Below are 20,087 nucleotides of genomic sequence, written 5' to 3'. Positions count from 1 at the left end.
CACGAATCCGTTGCTGTACCGGCCGGTCTCCCGTCGCCGCCCGGCGACTTCAGGCCACGCGACCCAGGAACATCGTGCGCACCACTGGCCACATGTTAGCGATTCGTTGGTGCGACCTGATGTGATCACATCATCGGATCTGGCCCGACGGTGCGCGCGTACGACGCGCAACTCGGGGGAGTGTCGCCGTCGTGGCCGGGTCCGGGGGCGCGAGAGGGCCCCGGTCGTCGGAGGTGAACGACCGGGGCCCTCGTCCCAATATCTCCGCTGTCTCCGCTGCCTCCGCTGTCTCCGCTGTCTCTGCTGTCTCTGCGTTCTGCGGATCAGATGACGGGCGGCTCAGATGACGGGCGGGCGGCCCAGCCGCGTCAGGCGCCACACCGTCCGCCAGCGCATCGGGCGCCGCTCCCCCGCCGGTTCACGCACGCCCTCCACGAATCCGCCGAACCAGGCCCGCAGCCCGGCGAGCGACCTCGTCCGTACGAGGGTGAGCAGCGTCCAGATGCCCAGGTGGACCGGGATCAGCGCGAGCGGGAGCCGGCGGCGGACCAGCCAGACGCGGTTGCGGGCGGTCACGCGGTAGTAGATGGCGTGCCGGGCGGGCGAGGTCTTGGGGTGCTGGAGGAGCAGCTCGGGGGCGTACAGGATGCTCCACCCGGCGTCGGCGGCCCGCCAGGCGAGGTCCGTCTCCTCGTGCGCGAAGAAGAACTCGGCCGGCCAGTCCCCCGTCTCGGCCAGCATCGCCATGCTCAGCGCGTGCCCGCCGCCGAGGAACCCGGTGACGTACCCGCCCTCCATCGGATCCCCCGCGCCGACCCGCGGCACATGGCGCCGCTGGGTCTCCCCGTTCTCGTCGGCGATCCGGAAACCGACGATGCCGAGGCGGGGTTCGGCCACGTAGAGATCGCGTACGCGGCGCAGCACGTCGGCGTCGACGAGCAGTCCGTCGTCGTCGAGTTCCACTACGACGTCCACGTCGCCGAACGCGCGGAGCTTGGCCAGGCCCACGTTGCGGCCGCCGGGGCAGCCGAGGTTCTCGTCGAGGTCGATGGTGGTGACCTCACCGGGGAGGGAGAGCCGGCCGGCGAACTCGGGGAGCCGGCAGCCGTTTCCGACGATCACGATGCGGGTGGGCGGGAGGTCCTGCTTGGCCACGGACTCCAGGAGCGCGTCGACCTCGGCGGGCCGGTTTCCCATGGTCACCACGGCGACGGCGATCCTCGGCTCCACCACGTCTTTCGCTCCACCCGGCACGTCTCTCACTCCATCCGGCCATCCGGCGATGCCCGCGCCCTGACCGCGCAGCACTCGCCGTTCACCAAAATGTTGCCTCACGTCGGCCGGTTGCACCGACCCAAGTTCATTTTGCGGGACCTTTGTTGCGGCTTTGCCGGTTTTCCCTCCGACGCACGAACTTCAGCCCCGACCAGTCGTCCCCCAGCGCGGCGACCTTCACATCGACGACACCGAGCGGGAGGAAGAGGTCACGCAGGTCGTTCTCGGCGATGTCACTAACATGCCCGGCGGCCTTGCGGGGCCAGGCGATCCAGAGCATGGCGGCGTCGGCGAGGCCGAGCACCAGGTCCGGGGCCTCCGCGTCCAGGTGCTGCCGTTCGCGGTAGAAGGCGAGGGTGACGTCCGCACCGGACGGGCCTCCGGCGGTGACTTCGCAGTCGGCGGGGAGTCCGGGGATGGTCCAGTGGTCGGGGGCAGGGGCGTGGAGCAGGTGGACCTGGTGGCCGGGCTTGACGCCGATCTTCTTGGCGAGCGGGGTGGCGGAGTAACCTCCGGCTGCCGTGGGGGAGTTGCTCATGCCCTGACCCTTGTCCCGTAGTCCCGTAGTCCCGTGCACCGTGCACCGTTATAAGGAAGTGACCCCCGGTACACCTGATGATCCAGGAGCCGCTGTTAATCTCCGCTGCATCTTGCATGGGGGGACAGCCGGGGGGCTGTAGAAACGTCACGGTACTCGCCGAAGCACACGCGCACACCGCACACCGCACACCGCACACGCGCGCTCCGCACCCGCACTCGGCCACCGCCGTCCCGCCACGCCCTGTCCTCGTCCAGGAGGCCGCGTTGGCCCGCCGTAGTACCGCCCGCCGCACCACCGCTCGGCGTACGACCGCCCGCCGTACGACCGCCCGTGGCATCGTCGCCGCGTCCGCAGTCCTCTTCGTGACCGTCGGCCCCGGCCCGCTGTCCGTCCCGGCCGGCGCGACCGGTGCCGCCGGAAGTACCCCCGTAGCCGCGGAAAAGGTCTTCCAGTCGGACCGCTACCTCCCCCGCGCGGACCGGGTCTACTCTGCCGGTCCGAACGGCTATCTGCACGCGCAGGAGGGCACTTCGGGGTACCTCTGGACGTCGTACGACTCCGGTACCACGACCCAACTCGGCGCCCTCGCCCGGGTGGAGACGTCCGCGTACCTCGGGGCCTCGTCCGATCTCGTGACCGATGTCGTCTCGGCCACCGCGAAGGTCGTTCTCAGGGACCCGGTCTCCGGTACCGCCACGGATGTCGCTCTCACCCACGGGACGTACGCGGCGACATACGGCACCCATGTGCTGACCCAGGCGCGGACCACCGACGGGAGCCGCGTGCTGTATCTGTACGGCGACGGCGCGCCCGCCGACGGCGCCCTCGTCGACGGATGGCCGGCCGGTGTCACCGCCAACTTCCAGGTCCTGGGCGGCGACAGCGGTACCGCCGTCATCAGTTACGCCCTGGGCAGCGAGCGTCATCTGGCGCTGGTGGACCTGGCCGCCGCGAAGGTCACCGCCGACGTGACGGTGTCCGCCGCCCCGGCGGCCGTCGCGCTGAGCGCGGACCGGCTGGTCTGGTACGCGACCGGCTCCAGCACCGCGCACGTCCTGGACCGCGCCGACCTGTCCGCCGCCGGGACGACGGTGACGCTGCCCGGCACAGAGGGCACGCCGTACGTGGGGATCGCCGGGCGCTGGCTGGTCGTCGCCCGTTCCGTGCCGACGGACCCGCACAACCTGGTCGACACGTCCGGCGAACCGCTCATGGCCGTCCCCCTCGCGGGCGGCGACGCCGTCACCCTGCTCCGGCACGCGAACACCTCGGTCACCCCGACGCCGGACGGCGGCCTGCTGGTCGCGGGCGGCGCCGACTCCGCGCACTGGGCGGTCCGCAAGGTCACCGACACGGGGACGGACGCGCCGGCGTCGACCGAGGTGACCGCCGTGGCGCCGGTGGCCGCGACGGTCGACCGGCTGTCGTTGCAGAACGGCGTCCTGGCCACCAACGAGCGCAACTCCAGCTTCCTGGGCGCCTATTACACCCGCCGGATCTCGACCACGGGCACGTCCTACGCGCCGAGCGCACCGACCTGGCAGTCGTGGGACAACTACACGACCGGCCCCTACGCCACCGGCGACGGCCGCGCGGTCGCGTTCCTGGCCGACACCGCCACCAACTCCGCGGGGGCGTTCGTCCAGTCCGTCGACAACGGTGACGAGGAGGCCTTCAACATGCCCTCCACCTCCGGAACCGTCCTCGACATCTCCGGCCGCTACGCCGTCGTCAACGGCTCCACCCCCACCAAGCAGTACGTCGGTGACCTCGGCACCTACAGCGACCTCAAGCCCATCGTCACCCGTACCGTCACCGCCGCCTCCGTCTGGGGTACCAAGCTGTGGACCCCGGGTTCCGGCAACGGCGTAGTCACCGCGAAGGACCTGAAGACCGGCAAGACGACCGACACCGTCAGCACCGGCGCCCCCTGCGTCGCCAAGGAGTTGCAGGTCGTAGGCCGGTGGATCTACTGGTCCTGTGGTCCGACCGCCAAGGCCGGCGTCTGGGACCGTACGGCGAAGAAGAACATCACCGTCCCGTCCGGCGAGGCGCTGCTCGGCGACGGTTATCTCGTCCGGCACGACACGGCGGCCGGAGCGCTCCAGCTGACCGCCTTCGCCGACGGCACCGCGACCACCCGCACGATCGGCGCGCTCGCGGCGGGCAGCACCAACTCCAGCCTGCGCGGGACGAGTTGGACCGTGGACAAGTTCGGCGGACCGGCGGCCTATGTCGACGCCGACCACCGTATCCACCTGGTGCCCAGCGGAGTCGCCCCGCAGCCGCTCGCCGTCACCGAGTCCGACGCGACCGACAACACCTCGGGGAGCGGTGCGATCAGCAGCCCCTGGTGGCAGTACCGCGCGGTGCTCTCCCGGCCCGCCGCCTCCTGGACGGCCACGCTCACCAGCAAGGCCACCGGCAAGGTGGTGCGTACGCTCACCGGCGGCGAGGTGGACGGCACACTGACCTCACGCTGGGACCTCCGCGACACCGCGGGCGCGCTCGTCCCCAACGGGGCGTACACCTTCAGGCTGACGGCCACGCCCACCGACGGATCGGGGGCGGCGCTGACGATGTCGCGGACGGTGGCCGTGTCCACCGGGGCCGCCGTGCGCCGCGACTTCACCAACCGCGCCTCCTGGGGACCCGACGGCATCGGCGACGTCCTCACCCTCTCCTCCAACGGCGTGATCAACTACCGTCCCGGCAACGGGACCGGCGGTCTCTCCGGCGCCATGTCGGCCTCCGGATGGCCCTCGACGGTGACCCTGGTCCCGTTCGGCGACCTGAACGGCGACCGCCAGAACGACGTCCTCGTCCGCTTCGCCAGCGGTGAGCTGCGCGTCTACCGCACCTACCGCGGCCAGGCGTTCATCACCAACACCCCGCACACCTCGCTCGGCACCGGCTGGAACCAGTACAACCTGCTGACCTCCCCCGGCGACCTCACCGGCGACGGCCTCCCCGACCTGATCGCCCGCAAGGCGTCCACCGGCGAGGCGTTCCTCTACAAGGGGACCAGCGCGGGCAAGCTGTCGGCGCGGGTGCGCATCGCGACCGGCTGGTCCGGCTACAAGAAGATCGTCGGCATCGGCGACTTCAACGGCGACGGCCGCGGCGACCTCCTCGCCCAGGACAAGTCCAACACCCTGTGGCGCTACGACGGCACCGGCACCGGCGCCTTCAAGCCCCGCGTGAAGCTCGCCGCCGACTGGGGCTCGAACTACAACACCGTCATCGGCGTCGGCGACCTCACCGGCGACGGCAAGCCGGACATCGTCTCCCGCGACACGGCGGGCACGATGTGGCGCAACTCCGGTAACGGCAAAGGGTCGTTCGGCCCGCGCACGAAGATCGCCACGGGCTGGCAGACGTACAAGAACCTGTACTGACACCTTCTGAAACTTTCTGAGACCGACGCCCACTCTTCTACGACAACGGCCGGCGCCCCGTCTCGATCGAGACGGGGCGCCGTGTTACCGCGTACGTGCTTCCGCGTGTGTGCCTTCGGGTCAGCCGGCGATGTCGAAGGTGGCCGCCTTGGACACGAACGTCGTGTCGCCGTCCTTGGCGGTCGCGAGCGCCGAGACGTACCAGGTGCCCTTGGCAGCGTCGGCCGCCTCCTTCTTCGAGATCTTCAGCGTGTAGGTGCAGCGGGAGGTGTCGTCCGAAGTGCTCCTGCACGTGGCGGACTCGACGTCGCGCAGGTCAGCCGCGGTCGGGTCCAGCTTCGAACTCGCGGGCCACGCAACGACCTTGAGGCCGCGGATGCCCGAGTCGTCACTGACGTCCACGGTGTAGGTGAAGGAGCCGGCGCCGCTCGCGGACGGGGCGGTGTAGTGGGCCGAACCGTTCTCCAGGGTCGGCTTCTCGGGGGCCGAGGCGGCCGACGCGGCGAGACCGCCGGCGACGACTCCGCCGACAGCGGCGACACCGGCGAGAGAGAGGAGGAGAGCGCGCTTGGACATGGACATGGGAGATCCCCCTGGGTGGTGTGGATGGTGTGGGAAGCGGTGGTCGACCGCTTCCCTCGATGTGATCGAGCCTATGAGCGGGACGGGGCCCGGTCCTCGGGCCCAAGGACGGTTGCCGCGTTGAACCAGAGATAGAGAGGGCGGGACCGGAATCCCCCCTCAGCCCGAGCCGGGCCGTTCACCTGCGCCCATAGCCTTTGAGTGTCATGAAACGAACCGACGACCGGCTGCTCCCGGTCCTGCTGATCTGTGCCCAGGCCCTGGTGTGGCCGGGGGCTCCGCTGCTGCGCGGCACCGTGCCGACCGCGGCCGACCTGCTCGTGGCCGCCCTGGTCGCCGGATCCGTGACGGCCGCGCTCGCCCTGCGCCGTACGCGTCCGGTGATCACGCTCATCGTGGTCGCCGCCGCCTGCGCGGTGGGTGCCGGCCCGCTGCCCACCGGGGCGATGGCCGTCTTCGGCACCGCGGGCGTCGCGCTCGCCCTCTTCACGGTGGCCGCCGAGCGCGACACCTTCACCACGGTCCTGTGCGTGGTCACGCTCGCGCTCTGGCAGTTCCTGCAGAACATCACCCTGCACGGGCTCAGCGACAACAACGGCCTCGACCTGGTCCTGATCACCCTGCTCTACGCCACCGCGTGCGGCGCGGGCTTCTACGTACGGCGGACCCGTCGCGCCCGGCAAGCGGCCGAACTCCTCCTGAACCGCGCCGAGACCGAGCGCCACCGGCTCCCGGCGGCCGAACGGCGCCGTATGGAACGGGAGTTGCACGACGTCAGCGCCCACCATCTGACCGCCGTGGTCGTCACCGCCGGCGCCGCGCTCGGCCTGCGCGAACGCCGTCCCGAACTCGCCGCCGAGGCACTGGAGTTCGCGACCGAGACCGGCCGCGAGGTCGCCCGGGCACTCGGCGCGGTCCGCGCACCGGCCCCCTCACGCGAGGAACTCCCCTCCCCCGAGGAGCGGTTGCGCTCCCTGATCGCCGGCTTCCGCCGCCTCAACCAACCCGTCGACTACGAGATCGACCCCCTCCCCGACGGCGCCGTCGCGGACGCGGCCTACGGCATCGTCCGCGAGGCCCTCACCAACGTGGCCCGCCACGCCCCGGGCGCCCACACGACGGTCACCTGCCGCTACGGCGACACCCGCACCGACATCGTGGTCACCAGCGCGGCACCCCCGTCCGGCACGACGGCCCACGGCGCGGGCCTGGGCGGCGGCCGCGGCCAGGGCTTCCTCCGCTCCCGGGCCCGCGAAACAGGCGGCACCCTGACCACCGGCCCCACACCGGACGGCGGCTGGGAAGTACGCGCGACCCTCCCCGGCCGCACCGCGGCCCCGGTGGAACACTCCGTCCCGCGGAGCTACCGCGTCGCCCAGGTGATCACCGCGATCGGTCTGGTCGTGCAGCCCCTGCTCCCGGTCCTCATCGTCCACGCAGAAACAACGTCGAGTGGTTCACATGTATCGGCGGGAGTCCTCTTCACCTTGCTGGCAGCGGCCCAGGCGGTAGCCCTGCTATGGCTGCGCCGAGCACCGAGAACCGTCCAACTCGCCTTGCTGGGGCTGGCGTTGCTATGGCCGATGGCAATGTCGGTGGGTCACTACACCGGCCCGGTGCTGCTCCCACCAACACTGAGCATGCTGGCAACATGCGCCTCGCTCGTGGCCTTTAAGGGGCGCGGGGAACTGCGCGCCCAGCCCCCACAGACCCGCACCCACCCACGACCTCAAGTCCCCCTCTCTGTCTTCCTTTTCCCGATCGCAGCCGCAACCGCACACACCACGGCCCTCACCATGGCCGTACTGAACCGAGGCACAACACTCCCCACCTGGACCGTGATCACAGCGGCAACCGCCTTCACCGCCCCGGTGGTTGCCGCCTCCTGGTACGGCGGAGCCCTACGCGGCAGGCGTGACAAAACAGCCCAGGACACGCAAACGCAACGCCTCGCCACCTGGACAGAGGAAGCCGTAAGAGACGCCTGGGCAGAACGGCGCCGCATCGCAGCAGGCCTGGAAACCACCGTGCTGGCCCGAACCGCAGACATGATCACAGAGGCGGAGGCAGGTCACCTGGACGCAACAGCCGACCGCGCCCGCGAGGCCCTCGCAGCGATGCGCGCCCTCCTCGACGCGGTCCGCGACGGCGGGACAACCCCCGCCCTACGCCCCCAACCCACCGTCCAGGCCCTCGACTTGCTCGCCCACCAGTGCCGAGCCACCGGCCGCGACGTACAGATACGCCTCACCGACCGCGTACCGGATCGGCTCCCCACCGAAGTGGACCTCGCCGCCTACCACGTCGTCGAAACCCTGCTGGCGACCGGCGACAACGAACCCGCCGTACTCGAACTCGACGCGGACGACAGTACGTTGACGATCACGGCCACCGGTGTGCCCCGCGCCACCGACACCGCCGTACAGGACCGCCTGACGGCAAGGATCGCGCCGCTCGGCGGCACCCTGACGGCCGGCCGCCCACCGGGCACGGTCAACCTCCGGCTGCCGCTCGCGGCACCGGACGACGAGGAGAGAGAACGATGAGCCTCAGGGTGCTGGTCGTCGACGACCAGGGCATCGTCCGGGCGGGCTTCGCCGCCGTGATCGACGCCGAGGACGACATGACGGTCGTGGGCGAGGCCGCCGACGGCGCCACCGCGGTGGTCCTGGCCGCCGAACTCGCCCCCGACGTGGTCGTGATGGACGTACGGATGCCCGAACTGGACGGTATCGCCGCGACCCGGATCATCACCGCCCGGGAGAACGCGCCGCGCGTCCTCGTGCTGACCACCTTCGACCTCGACGCGTACGTCTTCGACGCCCTGCGCGCGGGAGCCTCCGGCTTCCTCCTCAAGGACGTGCACGCCTCCGAACTCCTGGCCGGCATCCGGGTGGTGGCGAGCGGCGAGAGCGTGCTCGCCCCGTCCGCGACCCGGCGGCTGATCGGCCACTACGCGTCGGGCGCGGGCACGGGTTTCCGTTCCGACGCCGAGAACGGCCCGCGTGAACTGGAGAGCCTCACCGGCAGCCAGCGCAACGTGCTCGCCCTGCTCGCCTCAGGCCTCAACAACGCGGAGATCGCCGCGGAGTTGGACATCACCGTCGGCACCGTCAAGTCCCACGTCAACGCCCTGCTCCGCAAACTCGGCCTGCGCGACCGCGTCCAGGCCACGATCCTCGCCTACGACCTCGGCATCACCCGCCCGAACCCACCGGGCACCGAGCACCTCTAACCACCAACGTCCCTTTAATTAACGGCACTTAGGAGTACAGCCATGCCCAGTACCGACGCCGACGCCGCCCGTTCCCCGCTCCACCGACTCGGCCAGAACCTCCGCAACCCCTTCGCCCTCGCCTACCTCGGGATCTGCGTGGCCATCGTCATCTGGATGGTCGTCGTGACCGTCATGGACGACTCGGGCGGTTCGATGGCGGCCGTCGTCCCCCTCCTGGCCACCGCCCCGGCCAGCCTCGTGGTCCTCGCGCTGCCGGGCGGCAAGGCGATGCTGATCGTCGCCGTCGTCCTCGGGGCACTGGTGAACGCCTCGATCATCGGCTGGTGCGCCCGCGCACTGAGCCGCGGCAACCAGTCGGACGCGACCCGCTGAGCCCCGGGCAGGACCAGGCTGAGGCCGCGGTGTTCGCCCTGCTTCGCATCGGGCACGACACCCTGCGCCCGCCTGCACGACCAGGTGATGGCCGAACCGCGCGCGTTCAGGAGGGCGTCGTAACGACGTCCGATATGGGGTACGCGTCCCGCACGCTCGCCGCCTCCGCGACCAGCTCACTCCCGGTCGACGTGCGCAGCGGATCACTCGCGGCGGTCATCAGCCAGGCCGCCGTGGTGGGGTCCGTCTCAGGGGGTACGACGAGCAGGTCCCAGCGGGAGGTGCGGTACGACAGGAGCAGCAGCTGGTGCGGGTCCTGCTCGCCCAGGAACCAGCCCACCTTCACGATGTGCCCGTCGACCGGCACCTTGCGCGGGAAGGCGGCCGGCCAGTGCGTGGGGTTCACCGTGACCCGCGTGATCCGCCCCCACAACGAGTCGAGCACGGCGACCAGCGCGGGAAGCTCCGCCCCCAGATCCCGGGACCGGGGCCACCAGGCACCGTCCAGCAGGGCGGGCTCCGAACCAAGGGGAGCCAGCGACATACGGAGCGCGGGAGCGGCCGCCTCGTCCTTGGGTACCTCGTCCTCAGGTATCCCGTCCTCGGGTGTCGGCGTGTACGAAACGGGCGCAGTCATGACGCGAACCCTGCTCTGGGCCGGTCGCAACCGGCCCGGCGTATTCAATCGCCGAAAACGACACGGGCGTGGAGGCCGGTGCGCGGAATACCCTCGGTGACTTCGAGCGTACTCCTCAGGCACTCACCGGCCGTTTCCCCGGCGGCTCAGGCGCCGCCCCAGCCGGTCGAGTGGTCGTCCGGGTACTCGGCGCGGAGCAGCGGGAGCACGGTCTCCAGGTCGGATTCGGCGCCGCGTCCGCTGATCGCCACGGTCACCTGATCCGGTGCCGTCCGCCACATCCGCACATGCGCGTACCCATGCCAGCCCTGGTGCGACTGCCAGGGATGCTCGTCGCGGATCAACTCGGGATGAACACCCTCAACTGCCATACGGGAACCTCTCTTTCGACCGGACCGGAGCCTGGCTCTCGCAACTGACCGTGGAGTACGGGCAGTTCAGCGGTGGTAGGCGAGGAGGACACGGGTCCCCGTTGCGGGCCTTCCTGTCATGGCCTTCCCCCCTACGACCTTCACGGCAGCCGGCGCTCGTGCGATCCGCGCCGGGCTCCCACGACCACCAGCCCGCCCACCACCGCGAGAGCCATGAGTACGCCCCCGAAGACCGTGGCGCCGCCGGTCAGCCCCACCGCGTCGCTGAGATACCCGGCGGACACGGGCAGGATGCCCGCGAGGACGTAACCCCCCACGTTGAGCGCGGCGTTGGCCTCCGCCAGCCGTTCCGGCGGCACGCTGGAGTTGAGCAGGGAGAGCCCGCCGAGCTGTCCCATCCCCTGTCCCGCACCGGCGAGCAGCGCGGCGGCGACGAGGACCGGTACCGCCGAGGTGTGCACGGCGACGATCAGGGCGGCCATGCTCAGCGAGGTGCTCACCGCGCCCGCCGCGAGGATCGCGGACCGGCTCAGCCGCCGTACGGCGAACTGCACCCCGGTGGCGGCGAGGAACATCGCGAACGCCATGGCACCCGCGACGATCCGGCTGGTGGTGCCGAGCAACCCGGACAGCAGTGAGGGTCCGAGCGAGAGCACGAACGACGTGGCGGTGATGCCGGGCGCGAACACGGCGATCCCCAGGGCGAGTTGACGCCCATTGCAGGGCGGCACCCCGGGCATCCGCACCCAGGCCCCCTTCGCGGGCGCCGTAGGACGCCGGACCGGCATGCGCAGGACGGCGAGCACCGCGCTGAGCAGCAGCACGGCCTCGACGACGAAGACGGTGACGGTCGGCGCGGGCGCCGTCTCGGAGAGCACACCGGCGAGCAGCGGACCGAGCCCGGCCCCGAAGACCATCGCGCAGGACGCGAGCAGCGCGGCGATCCGTTTGCGCCCGGGCCCGGCCACGTCGGTCACCGCGGCCATACCGGCCGAGACGACGGCCCCGACGGCGATGCCGCTGAACAGCCGGGCCACGATCAGCGCGGCCACGCTGGTGGCGGTCGCGAAGACGAGACAGGCCGCGAGGGCGAGCGCGAGGGCCGGCAGCAGGACGGGCTTGCGGCCGAGCCGGTCGGAGACCACGCCGGAGACGAGCAGCGAGCCGATGAGCCCGACGATGTAGCACGCGAACACCACGGTCAGGGTGCCCTTGGAGAACCCGATGTCCCGCTGCCACAGCACATAGAGCGGCGTAGCGGCGTTCGACAACACGAACACGGCGGTGACGGGCCACGCGGCCAGCCAGACCCACCACAGTGGGGCGACGACCTGGTTCGATTTCGATGCGGTCCGAGTTTCGGACATCACGGTGCCCTACCCCCAAGTACGCCTGGTATCCCCAGGCAGATCCAGTACGAGTCGAGTCGAACTTAGCATGCAGTACGATTTGAGTCGTACAAGGAAATCGAGCGCCGCATCAACCCGCATCGAGCCACGAGGAGCCGCCATGTCTCCGGTCACGGGCACCGCGCCCACCATCAGGTCGCTCCCGGAACCGCCGGGCCTGCCCGCCCCTCTCCCGGAGCCGGCGGTCGACGAACTCCGCCTGGAGACCGTCCTCGGCGCTCTCAGCGACCCGCTGCGGCTGACGATCGTCCGCAAACTCCTTCTGGAATCGGAGCAGTTCGACCACACCTGCGGCTGGTTCGGCCTCGACCGCCCCAAGTCCTCCCTCACCCACCACTTCAAGGCCCTACGGGAGGCAGGCCTGACCCGCCAACGCCAGTACGGCCTCGAACGCCGCAGCCAGGTACGCGCCGACGACCTCAACTCCCGCTTCCCGGGCCTGCTGGACCTGGTCGCGACCTGGACACCCGAGGCGTGAACGAACGCCGAACGGCCCCCGTACTGACGGACGTTGTACCGCCGGACCTTGCACCGCCGGACGGCCTCGTACTTCCGGCCGAGGCCCGGCCCCGCAACCGTCCGCCCGGCCGAGGCGACAGGCACCCGCGCGGGAGGAAGCTCTGAGGACAGCAGCCGGTGGGGACCGGCCGCACCGCGAATCGAGGAGCTCCGCATGAAGCGCATCGTCATCGCCCTGGCCGCGGCCGCCGTACTGGCCGGCGGCGTCGTGGTGGCATGGAACGTGTTCGACAACTCGTCGGTCGCCACCGCGAGCGGCGCGGACCACACGGTGCCGCGCGCCGAGGTGGAGAAGCAGGCCAAGGAGAACTACGCCATCCCCTTCTTCCAGGACGGCCCGCAGTCCGTGAGCTGCCCGAGCGGGCTGCGCGCGAAGATGGACTACACCGTGGAGTGCAGCGCCGTCTTCAAGGGCCAGACCAAGAAGATGCTGATCTCCGTCACCGGAGTGCACGGCGACCGCGTGAGCTTCGACTACGGCCTGACGAAGTAGGCGGGCCGAGGGCGATCAGCGGTCGCCGACCACGCCGCACCGCCATGCCCAGGCGGCGATCTCCACCCGGTTCCGCAGCTTCAACTTGCCCTGGACGCTGGCCATATGGGTCTTGACGGTCGACAGCGACACGAACAGCTCGGCGCAGATCTCCTGGTTGGTCCGCCCCTCGGCGACCAGCCGCACCACATCAAGCTCCCGTCCCGTCAGGGGACTTGAGGACACCGCGGCCCGCCGGGCGGCCTCCGCGGCCGGCCGCTGCTCACCGATCCGCTCCAACAGCCGTACGGTCACGGCCGGCGACACCAGCGCGTCACCGCGCGAAGCCGCGCGTACAGCCTCCACCAGCAGCCCGGGTCCTGCGTCCTTCAGCAGGAACCCGCAGGCGCCGCCGTGCAACGCCCCGTAGACATAGTCGTCCTGGTCGAAGGTCGTCACGACCACGACTCGCAACGGATCGACGGCCTTCGGACCCGCGAGCAGCCGGGTCACCTCCAGCCCGTCGAGTTTCGGCATCCGGATGTCGACGAGACACACGTCGGGCCGCAGTTTCCTGGCCAGCTCCACGCACTCCGCGCCGTCGGCCGCCTCGCCCACCACCTCGATGTCGGGCTGGAGTTGGAGGATCAGCCGGAATCCGGTGCGCACCATTTCCTGGTCGTCGGCGATCAGAACCCGGATGCGTCTTTCTGAACCACCCGCGCCCGCACCGGCACTCGCATCGGTCATGCGGGCGATCCTGTCACAGCCCCGCGCAACGGAAACTCCGCCGTCAGCCGCCACCCCCCGTCCTCGGCCCGGCTCGCGTGCAGCGTGCCACCGACCGCCTCGGTCCGTTCGGCCAGCCCGACGAGTCCCAAGCCGCCCCGCCCGCCGAGCGGTTCGGCGTTCGGCGCGGCCCGCCGCGAGGACGGCGCGTTGTGCACCTCGACCCGAAGCCGCCGGGCATCCCCGTCCCCCTCGCCCGCCAACGCGACCCGCACGGACACGGACGGCGATCCCGACGCATGACGTCGTACGTTCGTCAGCCCCTCCCGCACCACGTTCCGAACGGACGTCTCCACCTCGGGATCGGGCCGCGCCTGCCGCACCTCGGCCGCGACCTGGAGGGTGGCGGGGGCGTCGCGTTCGGCGAACGCCGCGACCAGTTCCCCCAGTTCGGCGAAGAGATCCCCCGGCCGCACCGCCCGCCCGTCGTCCTCGCGCAGCACCCGCACCAACTTCCGCATGGACTGCAGGGTTTCGGACCCGGCCCGCTCGATGTGCCCGAGCAACACGTCCACCTGCTCCGGCGCACTCTCCCGAATAGCCCGCGCGGCCTGCGCCTGCACGACGATCCCCGTGACGTGGTGAGCGACGAAGTCATGGAGTTCCCGGGCGAGTTCAAGCCGCTCGCTCTGCCGGACACCGGCGACCGCGCGCCTTCTACGGTCGTCGAGGCTCCGCAGATAGCAACCGAGCCCGACGGCAGCGCCCGTGGGAAAGGTCAGCAGGAAGGCGAAGACGACCCCGCTGCCGTCCAACCGCATCGGTGCCGCGATCACGGCAACACCGAGTGCGGCGCCCAGAGTTGCGGCCTGCCAGGGCGACGACACGTCCTTCGTAGTCCGCACCAACAGCAGCAGCAGACACAGCGTCTCCAACAGCCCCCAGCCGGCGAAGGTCGGCGTCACGGACGTGAGCAGCCCCAGCGTGACCGCCCAGGAGACGGCCACGGCCACCCCCGCGCCCCAGGTCAACGCGGGCGGCCTGCCCGGCGACAACAACGCCACGGCGGCCACAACACCGGGCACCACCCGCCACCACACGCCGTTCCCTTCGAGCCCGGCGGTGGTGACGACGGAGGCCACGTCGAGCACCCACAACAGCGCCATGACCAACGCCAACGCGGTGAGCGCGGTACGGCGGGACAGCCGGGAGAGGGGCGCCTGGTCGTCCAGGTTCTGATGGTTACCACGGTCCAGATCTCGCACAACTCGCAGCGTAGGGGCGCCCGTTACCACCCGGCCTCGGCCGAAAGGACGACGTGAGGAGCTCGAACCGGTCGCCCGGCCGAGGCGAAGTGCCGTATACGAGGCGGCGGCCGCCACGGCAACCTCGGCGTGGCCCTCTCCGTGACCGCCTCGGCCCTCTGCACCACGCTCCTGTTCCTGTGCGTGGCCGCCAACTTGGGCTTCGGCGAACGCGCGGCCCACACCGACTGGCGCACCCCCGCGAAGTCCGGCCTCTCACACGCGGTGGCGATACAGGCCGTAGCGACCACGTTCATCAACGGCGAACCGGTGACGGTCATCGACGTCGCCGCACTCCCGGGACAGCAAGCCAGTCCCCCGCCCCCCGGCATGCCACGTTTCCCGAAGCCGGGCGAGGTATGGACCTCACCGGCACTGGGCGAACTTCCGGGACTGCGAGGGTTGTTGGGGCTGCCAGGGTCCAAACCCGCCACAGGCACGCCGGCCCGGACGGGTCGTGCGAGTCCCTCAGCTCCCCGGTGAGGAACTCCAGCCCGGCATCGCCCGCCTTCAGTTCCCCGGCGAGCGGGGCGAGTTCGATGCCACGGCCGAGCCGCCTGTGTTCGTGGTCGACGAGGGGGACGGCGACGCCGGAGGAGCGGATCCCCCCGACGAGCTTCACGGCGGCCGCCGGCTCGGGCCGCTCTGTGGCGCGGGTGGAGATCTTCGCCGAGAAGCCGCGCGTCACCCCGGCCTCGGCGAGGGAGTCGAGCTGTGCGTCGAGGGACTTGGCCGCCACGCCTTGCCGGGAAGGCGGTCCTGCCTCTGCGGCGCGGGTCAGCGCTGCGATCCGGATTCCGCCGCGGACACCCCTTCCGGTGCCATGCCCTCCGTGACGCCCAGCTCCTGGGTCCCCACGACAGACAGCAGTTCCAGCTGCTCGGCTCCCGGGCTTCCGGGCGGGGCGGTGAACCACAGCAGGCGTTGCCGACCGTCCTCGCTGAGGAGGTTGTAGCAGTCGAGTTCGATGACGCCGAGCATGGGGTGGACGATCCTCTTGTGGTCCATGCGGCGCACCGCGACGTCGTGGGTGTCCCAGAGGGCTGCGAACTCCTGGCTGCCGCGGCGTAGCACGGCGACCATCTTCGTGACCCCCGCGTCCCGGCCGCGCCGGGCGGCCGCTGCCTGGAGGTCGGCCACGAACACCCGGGAGTGGTGCGGGTGATCCTCGGGCGGGTAAATCTCGCGCGCCCGCGGGTCGGTGAACCAGCGGTACACCAAGCTCGCCGCCGGGCCGCGGCGTGCCGGGGACCTGCCGAGCAGGGCCAGGGCCAGGTCGTTTTCCACCAGGGTTTCGTGCAGGTCGGTGATGACGCGGGCGGGGGTGTTGGACAGCCGGTCCAGGAGTCCGAGGAGCGCGGGCTGCACGTGTGCCGATGGTCCGTGTGCTGACGGGGGGATCGGCCGTTCGGCCAGGTGGAACAGGTGGTCGCGCTCGTCGCCGTTCAGGCGCAGGGCTCGGGCGAGGGCGGCCAGGGTCTGGGCCGAGGGCTGCACGCCGTTCTTCGCGCTGCCGCGTTCCAGCTCGGTGTAGTAGTCGGCCGACAGCCCTGCCAGCTGCGCGACTTCCTCGCGGCGCAGCCCGGGGACGCGCCGGCGCGGGCCTTGGGGGAGACCGACCTCGGCGGGGCGGATGCGGTCGCGGCGCGTCCTGAGGAAGGCGCCGAGTTCTGGAAGGTTCACCCCTCCATGGTCGCTCGTACGCCGGAGCGCAGCCAGGGGGTGGCATCCCCTGGGTAGACGCAGCCCTGGCTAGGGATGGGGAACCGGCAGATCGTGGAGGACGCAGCAGGGCAACGGCAAGGCCGTAGCCCGCCCCCCTTCCACCACAGGAGTCAGCCATGCCTGTCCCCACTTCCCCCGGCGGGACCGCTGCCTCGGCCCAGCCCTCCGCCTCACCCCGTGTCGCGATCGTCACCGGCGGCTCGCGCGGCATCGGCCGCCGGACCGTCGGCCGGCTGGCCGCCGACGGGTACGCCGTCGTGGTCGGCTACGCCGGCAACCAGGACGAGGCCGAAGCCGCCGTGAAGGAGGCCGTCACCGGCGGTGGCCGGGCGATCGCGGTGCGCGCGGACGTCGCCGACGAACACGCGGTCGCGGCCTTGTTCGACGCGGCCGAAGCAGAGTTCGGCGGCGGCGACGGCGTTGACGTAGTCGTGCACGCGGCCGGGCGGATGCAACTGGCTCCGATCGCCGAGCTGGACCTGGCCGTCCTGGACGACCTGCACCGCACCAACATCCGCGGCACGTTCGTCGTCCTCCAGCAGGCCGCCCGCCGTGTGCGCCCCGGCGGCTCGATCGTGACGTTCTCCACGTCCGTGGTGGGGCTGGCCTTCCCGGGCTACGGCGCATACGCCGCCAGCAAGGGGGCGGTCGAGGCGCTGACGCTGATCCTGGCCCGCGAGCTGCGGGGCCGGGACGTCACCGCCAACACCGTCGCGCCCGGCCCCACGGCCACCGACCTGTTCCTGGACGGCAAGGACGAGGAGACCATCGCCCGCCTGGCCGCCCAGCCCCCGCTGGAGCGCCTCGGTACCCCGACCGACATCGCCGAGGTCGTCGCGTTCCTGGCCTCCCCGTCCGGCCACTGGATCAACGGACAGGTCATCCGCGCCAACGGCGGAATCATCTAAAACCGCCCGCAACCACCCCATCGATCAACGAAAGGCCCTGTCATGACGAACGACGAAACAGGGAAGGTCATCCTCGTCACCGGGGCCTCCAGCGGCATCGGGGCACTGTCCGTGCGTGCCCTGGCCCTCGCCGGTCACACCGTGTACGCGGGCATCCGCCAGATCGCGACCCGCAACGCGACCGCGGCGGCCGACCTGACGCGCTACGGCACCGACCACCGGGTCGACGTCCACGCCGTCGAGCTGGACGTCACCTCCCAGGACTCCGCCGACGCCGCGGTCGACCGGATCCTCGCCGAGCGCGGCCGGCTGGACGTGGTCGTGCACAACGCCGGGCACATGGTCCTGGGTGCCGCCGAGGCGTTCACCACCGAGCAGTTCGCGGACCTGTACGACGTGAATGTTCTGGGCACCCAGCGCGTCAACCGCGCCGCCCTGCCGACGTTGCGTGAGCAGGGCTCGGGGCTGCTGCTGTGGATCGGCAGCTCCAGCACCCGCGGCGGCTGCCCCCCGTTCCTGGCCCCGTACTTCGCCGCCAAGGCCGCGATGGACGCCCTGGCCGTCAGCTACGCCGCCGAGGTGCTCCCGTTCGGCATCGACACCGCGATCGTGGTGCCCGGTGCGTTCACCACCGGCACCAACCACTTCGCCAACGCGAGTGCCCCCGCCGACGCCGACCGTGCGGAAGCCTACGACCAGCGTCACCAACCCCTCATGGGCGATCTGGGCAAGCGCCTGGCCGCGCTCATCCCCTCGGACGCCGATGTGGCCGAGGTCGCCGAAGCCGTCGCACGACTCGTCGCGATGAAGCACGGCACCCGGCCTCTGCGCACCCACATAGACCCCAGCCGAGACGGCAGCGAAGTTGTCTCCGCGGTCGCCGACCGCATCCGCGCCGACTTCTTCCACCGCATCGGACTGGACAGCCTGCTCACCGCGGGCAGCTCCCTGTAACACCCCACTGAGAACACTGAGAAAAGGAACAACCAGCCATGCCTTTCGCGAACTTCAAGGTCCTCGAGAAGACCCTCACCCCGAAGCAGAAGGAGGAGATCGTCACCCGCACCACCGAGCTGTATGTCGAGCTCTACGGCGAGCGCGCCCGCGCCACCACCATGGTTCTGATCGAAGAGGTCCCCGACGGCGGCTGGGGCATCTCCGGCAACGTGCTGACCCTCGCCATGCTCGGCGGCGAGGCGGCACCGACCGACACCAGCAGCGCCTGACCGCACCGGCCGTCATTCGGCCAGGACAGCACCCTTGAAACCGAGGGCCCCCGGGTCGAGCGTCCGCCACACGGCCTCGTTCATCCGGGGGCCGGTGAGATCGGCGAAGCCCTTCAATGTGTCCCCGTACTCGATCGGTCGGCGATGTCCACCGAGGTACGGGGACGGGGCACGGCAGCGGCCGGCCCCAGGTCGAGCCGCTCGTCCATGTCCAGGCCGAAGGTGCCGTACGGGCAGACGTTGACGTCGGACCAGAACAGCGCGGTCAGGCCGCGCCGGTCCTCGTCGCTCGGCTTCTCCGCCCCGGCCGGCGCCGGCCAGGTAGTCGCACGCGAAGACCGTACGCACCGTACGCCCGAGTTCTTCGAGGGCCTGGGACCGCCGCGGGTGAAGCGCCGCAGGGCCTGCTCGGCCTCCGCGGCGGTGCCCGTGATGCGGGTGAAGTTGTCCGGGTGCGCGGTCAACTTCAGCAGGCTCCGGTGAGGTGAGAACCCGTTCGTGAAACCTCGCGAGCCTTCCACGCCGTCGCGGTGACTACTCCTTGTAGGCGTGCGCCTGGTTGTCGAGCCGCTGGTTCGCCCTCGCGGCGTCGTCCTTGGCCGCCTGGACGTCACTTCTCATAGCGGAGACGTCACTGCTCAACTGATCGATCTTGGCCGTCGGGGAGCAGAAAAGGCAGTCGTCACCGGGAACGGCGCCGGCGGTACCTGCGGTGCCCAGCAGTGCTCCAAGGGTGAGGAAGGTGGCGGCAGCAGCGGTACGGGTACGCATGCGGAACTCCGAGCGTCAAAGGCGGGGAGAACTCCACTGCACCTCACGACGCCACCGAACCAGAGCATGCACCCACCCGGCGGCGTGGCCGTCCCGCAGCGGCCGTCCCGCCCGAGCCACCTGCCGGCGGTGTCGGAGGGCGCCAGGAGGCGGCCGGTATCCCAGGGGCGGCGATCTTCACAGATCGGGGCCGATTCGAGGCGCCTCGGTGATCCCAATTCGCGTCACCGTAGCCACCCCGGCCCGGTATCCCTACTCATCCGGCTCGTTGCTCCTGGGCCACTTCCGAGCAACACTCCGGTCGCCGGCGAACTGCGCGCGAGCGACCTGGGCCGTAGCGTCGCGGCCGGGGCCATCGGCAACGCGTACGGGGAGGCGACCGAGCCCGGGACGACGCTCGAACCCACCGGGCTCAGGAAGTCTGCGGCCGAGGTTGCGCCGGCCCCGGATTCACCTCAACAGGTCAGGACCGCCCAGCCATTGCTGCGCGGCCCTGATCCTGTGCACCACAAGTCCTGTCGACGCCCGGCACGAGAGCCGCTCCCCTTGTCAGGGTGAGCAGCACGGCACCCATGGGAGGCGTCGGTCACCGCCGCGGCGTGCGCGATCC

The 20,087-nt window shown here is 70.9% G+C and carries 21 protein-coding genes; 9 read left to right on the top strand and 12 right to left on the bottom strand.

The features are described 5' to 3' along the window. Nucleotides 1-339 precede the first annotated feature (339 nt). Both ACFWP5_RS07825 and ACFWP5_RS07820 read right to left on the bottom strand, forming a co-directional pair. Nucleotides 340-1,233: a glycosyltransferase family 2 protein gene (locus ACFWP5_RS07825; RefSeq protein WP_384151894.1), complete on the bottom strand. Its 894-nt coding sequence runs from the start codon at nt 1,231-1,233 to the stop codon at nt 340-342. A gap of 127 nt (nt 1,234-1,360) precedes the next feature. Then, nucleotides 1,361-1,813, bottom strand: coding sequence for a DUF3052 domain-containing protein (locus ACFWP5_RS07820; RefSeq protein WP_384151891.1), 453 nt, complete (start codon nt 1,811-1,813; stop codon nt 1,361-1,363). A gap of 266 nt (nt 1,814-2,079) precedes the next feature. Here ACFWP5_RS07820 and ACFWP5_RS07815 point away from each other — a divergent pair, with 266 nt between their 5' ends. Next, nucleotides 2,080-5,214, top strand: a complete 3,135-nt coding sequence (locus ACFWP5_RS07815) for an FG-GAP-like repeat-containing protein (RefSeq protein ID WP_384151888.1) — start codon at nt 2,080-2,082, stop codon at nt 5,212-5,214. Between the two features lie 120 nt (nt 5,215-5,334). On the opposite strand, the gene ACFWP5_RS07810 is transcribed toward ACFWP5_RS07815, so the two are convergent. Then, nucleotides 5,335-5,790, bottom strand: coding sequence for a DUF5707 domain-containing protein (locus tag ACFWP5_RS07810; RefSeq protein WP_384151993.1), 456 nt, complete (start codon nt 5,788-5,790; stop codon nt 5,335-5,337). Nucleotides 5,791-6,002: 212 nt separating this feature from the next. Here ACFWP5_RS07810 and ACFWP5_RS07805 point away from each other — a divergent pair, with 212 nt between their 5' ends. From ACFWP5_RS07805 to ACFWP5_RS07795, 3 genes are read left to right on the top strand one after another with little or no spacing between them, the layout of a single operon-like run. Beyond that, the gene (locus tag ACFWP5_RS07805) at nt 6,003-8,342 is read left to right on the top strand and encodes a histidine kinase (protein ID WP_384151885.1); all 2,340 of its coding nucleotides are present in this window, start codon (nt 6,003-6,005) and stop codon (nt 8,340-8,342) included. Further along, complete coding sequence (locus ACFWP5_RS07800; RefSeq protein WP_384151882.1) at nt 8,339-9,031, top strand: response regulator; 693 nt, start codon at nt 8,339-8,341, stop codon at nt 9,029-9,031. The genes ACFWP5_RS07805 and ACFWP5_RS07800 overlap by 4 nt, the downstream gene beginning before the upstream one ends. 42 nt (nt 9,032-9,073) lie before the next feature. Further along, a complete protein-coding gene (locus tag ACFWP5_RS07795; RefSeq protein WP_384151879.1) occupies nt 9,074-9,406 on the top strand; it encodes an SCO4225 family membrane protein in 333 nt (110 codons plus the stop codon). Between the two features lie 106 nt (nt 9,407-9,512). Here ACFWP5_RS07795 and ACFWP5_RS07790 read toward each other — a convergent pair whose 3' ends face one another. The 3 genes from ACFWP5_RS07790 to ACFWP5_RS07780 form a co-directional block, all read right to left on the bottom strand. Further along, a complete protein-coding gene (locus tag ACFWP5_RS07790) occupies nt 9,513-10,043 on the bottom strand; it encodes a DUF5994 family protein (protein ID WP_384151876.1) in 531 nt (176 codons plus the stop codon). Between the two features lie 146 nt (nt 10,044-10,189). Further along, on the bottom strand, nt 10,190-10,414 hold the full coding sequence (locus ACFWP5_RS07785; protein ID WP_384151873.1) for a hypothetical protein: 225 nt from the start codon (nt 10,412-10,414) through the stop codon (nt 10,190-10,192). Between the two features lie 140 nt (nt 10,415-10,554). Next, entirely contained in the window at nt 10,555-11,781 is a 1,227-nt protein-coding gene (locus tag ACFWP5_RS07780) for an MFS transporter (RefSeq protein WP_384151870.1), read from the bottom strand. A 142-nt stretch (nt 11,782-11,923) separates the two neighbouring features. Between ACFWP5_RS07780 and ACFWP5_RS07775 the strand changes: the two genes are divergently transcribed. Together ACFWP5_RS07775 and ACFWP5_RS07770 are read left to right on the top strand one after the other, a co-directional pair. Next, nucleotides 11,924-12,301 (top strand): ArsR/SmtB family transcription factor, encoded by a 378-nt coding sequence (locus ACFWP5_RS07775; RefSeq protein WP_384151868.1) that lies wholly within the window; start codon nt 11,924-11,926, stop codon nt 12,299-12,301. Nucleotides 12,302-12,496: 195 nt separating this feature from the next. Then, nucleotides 12,497-12,835, top strand: a complete 339-nt coding sequence (locus ACFWP5_RS07770; protein WP_384151865.1) for a DUF4333 domain-containing protein — start codon at nt 12,497-12,499, stop codon at nt 12,833-12,835. Between the two features lie 15 nt (nt 12,836-12,850). Here the strand turns inward: ACFWP5_RS07770 and ACFWP5_RS07765 are convergent, their stop codons facing one another. The 4 genes from ACFWP5_RS07765 to ACFWP5_RS07750 form a co-directional block, all read right to left on the bottom strand. Continuing rightward, complete coding sequence (locus ACFWP5_RS07765) at nt 12,851-13,564, bottom strand: response regulator (protein ID WP_384151862.1); 714 nt, start codon at nt 13,562-13,564, stop codon at nt 12,851-12,853. Continuing rightward, a complete protein-coding gene (locus ACFWP5_RS07760; protein WP_384151859.1) occupies nt 13,561-14,808 on the bottom strand; it encodes a sensor histidine kinase in 1,248 nt (415 codons plus the stop codon). Before ACFWP5_RS07760 ends, ACFWP5_RS07765 begins: the two co-directional genes overlap by 4 nt. Nucleotides 14,809-15,124: 316 nt before the next feature. Next, the gene (locus ACFWP5_RS07755; protein ID WP_384151856.1) at nt 15,125-15,586 is read right to left on the bottom strand and encodes a hypothetical protein; all 462 of its coding nucleotides are present in this window, start codon (nt 15,584-15,586) and stop codon (nt 15,125-15,127) included. 38 nt (nt 15,587-15,624) lie between these two features. Beyond that, nucleotides 15,625-16,530: a helix-turn-helix domain-containing protein gene (locus tag ACFWP5_RS07750; RefSeq protein WP_384151853.1), complete on the bottom strand. Its 906-nt coding sequence runs from the start codon at nt 16,528-16,530 to the stop codon at nt 15,625-15,627. A 158-nt stretch (nt 16,531-16,688) separates the two neighbouring features. Between ACFWP5_RS07750 and ACFWP5_RS07745 the strand changes: the two genes are divergently transcribed. From ACFWP5_RS07745 to ACFWP5_RS07735, 3 genes are read left to right on the top strand one after another with little or no spacing between them, the layout of a single operon-like run. Beyond that, nucleotides 16,689-17,480: an SDR family oxidoreductase gene (locus ACFWP5_RS07745; protein ID WP_384151850.1), complete on the top strand. Its 792-nt coding sequence runs from the start codon at nt 16,689-16,691 to the stop codon at nt 17,478-17,480. 42 nt (nt 17,481-17,522) lie between these two features. Continuing rightward, nucleotides 17,523-18,434 carry an SDR family oxidoreductase gene (locus tag ACFWP5_RS07740; protein WP_384151847.1) on the top strand — a complete coding sequence of 304 codons (912 nt, stop codon included), beginning with the start codon at nt 17,523-17,525 and terminating at the stop codon, nt 18,432-18,434. Between the two features lie 38 nt (nt 18,435-18,472). Continuing rightward, nucleotides 18,473-18,706: a tautomerase family protein gene (locus ACFWP5_RS07735; RefSeq protein WP_384151845.1), complete on the top strand. Its 234-nt coding sequence runs from the start codon at nt 18,473-18,475 to the stop codon at nt 18,704-18,706. A 113-nt stretch (nt 18,707-18,819) separates the two neighbouring features. Here ACFWP5_RS07735 and ACFWP5_RS07730 read toward each other — a convergent pair whose 3' ends face one another. After that, nucleotides 18,820-19,170, bottom strand: a complete 351-nt coding sequence (locus ACFWP5_RS07730) for a hypothetical protein (RefSeq protein WP_384151842.1) — start codon at nt 19,168-19,170, stop codon at nt 18,820-18,822. Nucleotides 19,171-19,240: 70 nt separating this feature from the next. Next, complete coding sequence (locus tag ACFWP5_RS07725) at nt 19,241-19,477, bottom strand: LPP leucine zipper domain-containing protein (RefSeq protein ID WP_384151839.1); 237 nt, start codon at nt 19,475-19,477, stop codon at nt 19,241-19,243. Between the last annotated feature and the right edge of the window lie 610 nt (nt 19,478-20,087).

It is taken from the genome of Streptomyces sp. NPDC058469 (genome assembly GCF_042721125.1).
In the GTDB taxonomy this organism is placed as follows: domain Bacteria; phylum Actinomycetota; class Actinomycetes; order Streptomycetales; family Streptomycetaceae; genus Streptomyces.
This window is presented reverse-complemented; position numbering and strand designations above follow the sequence as displayed.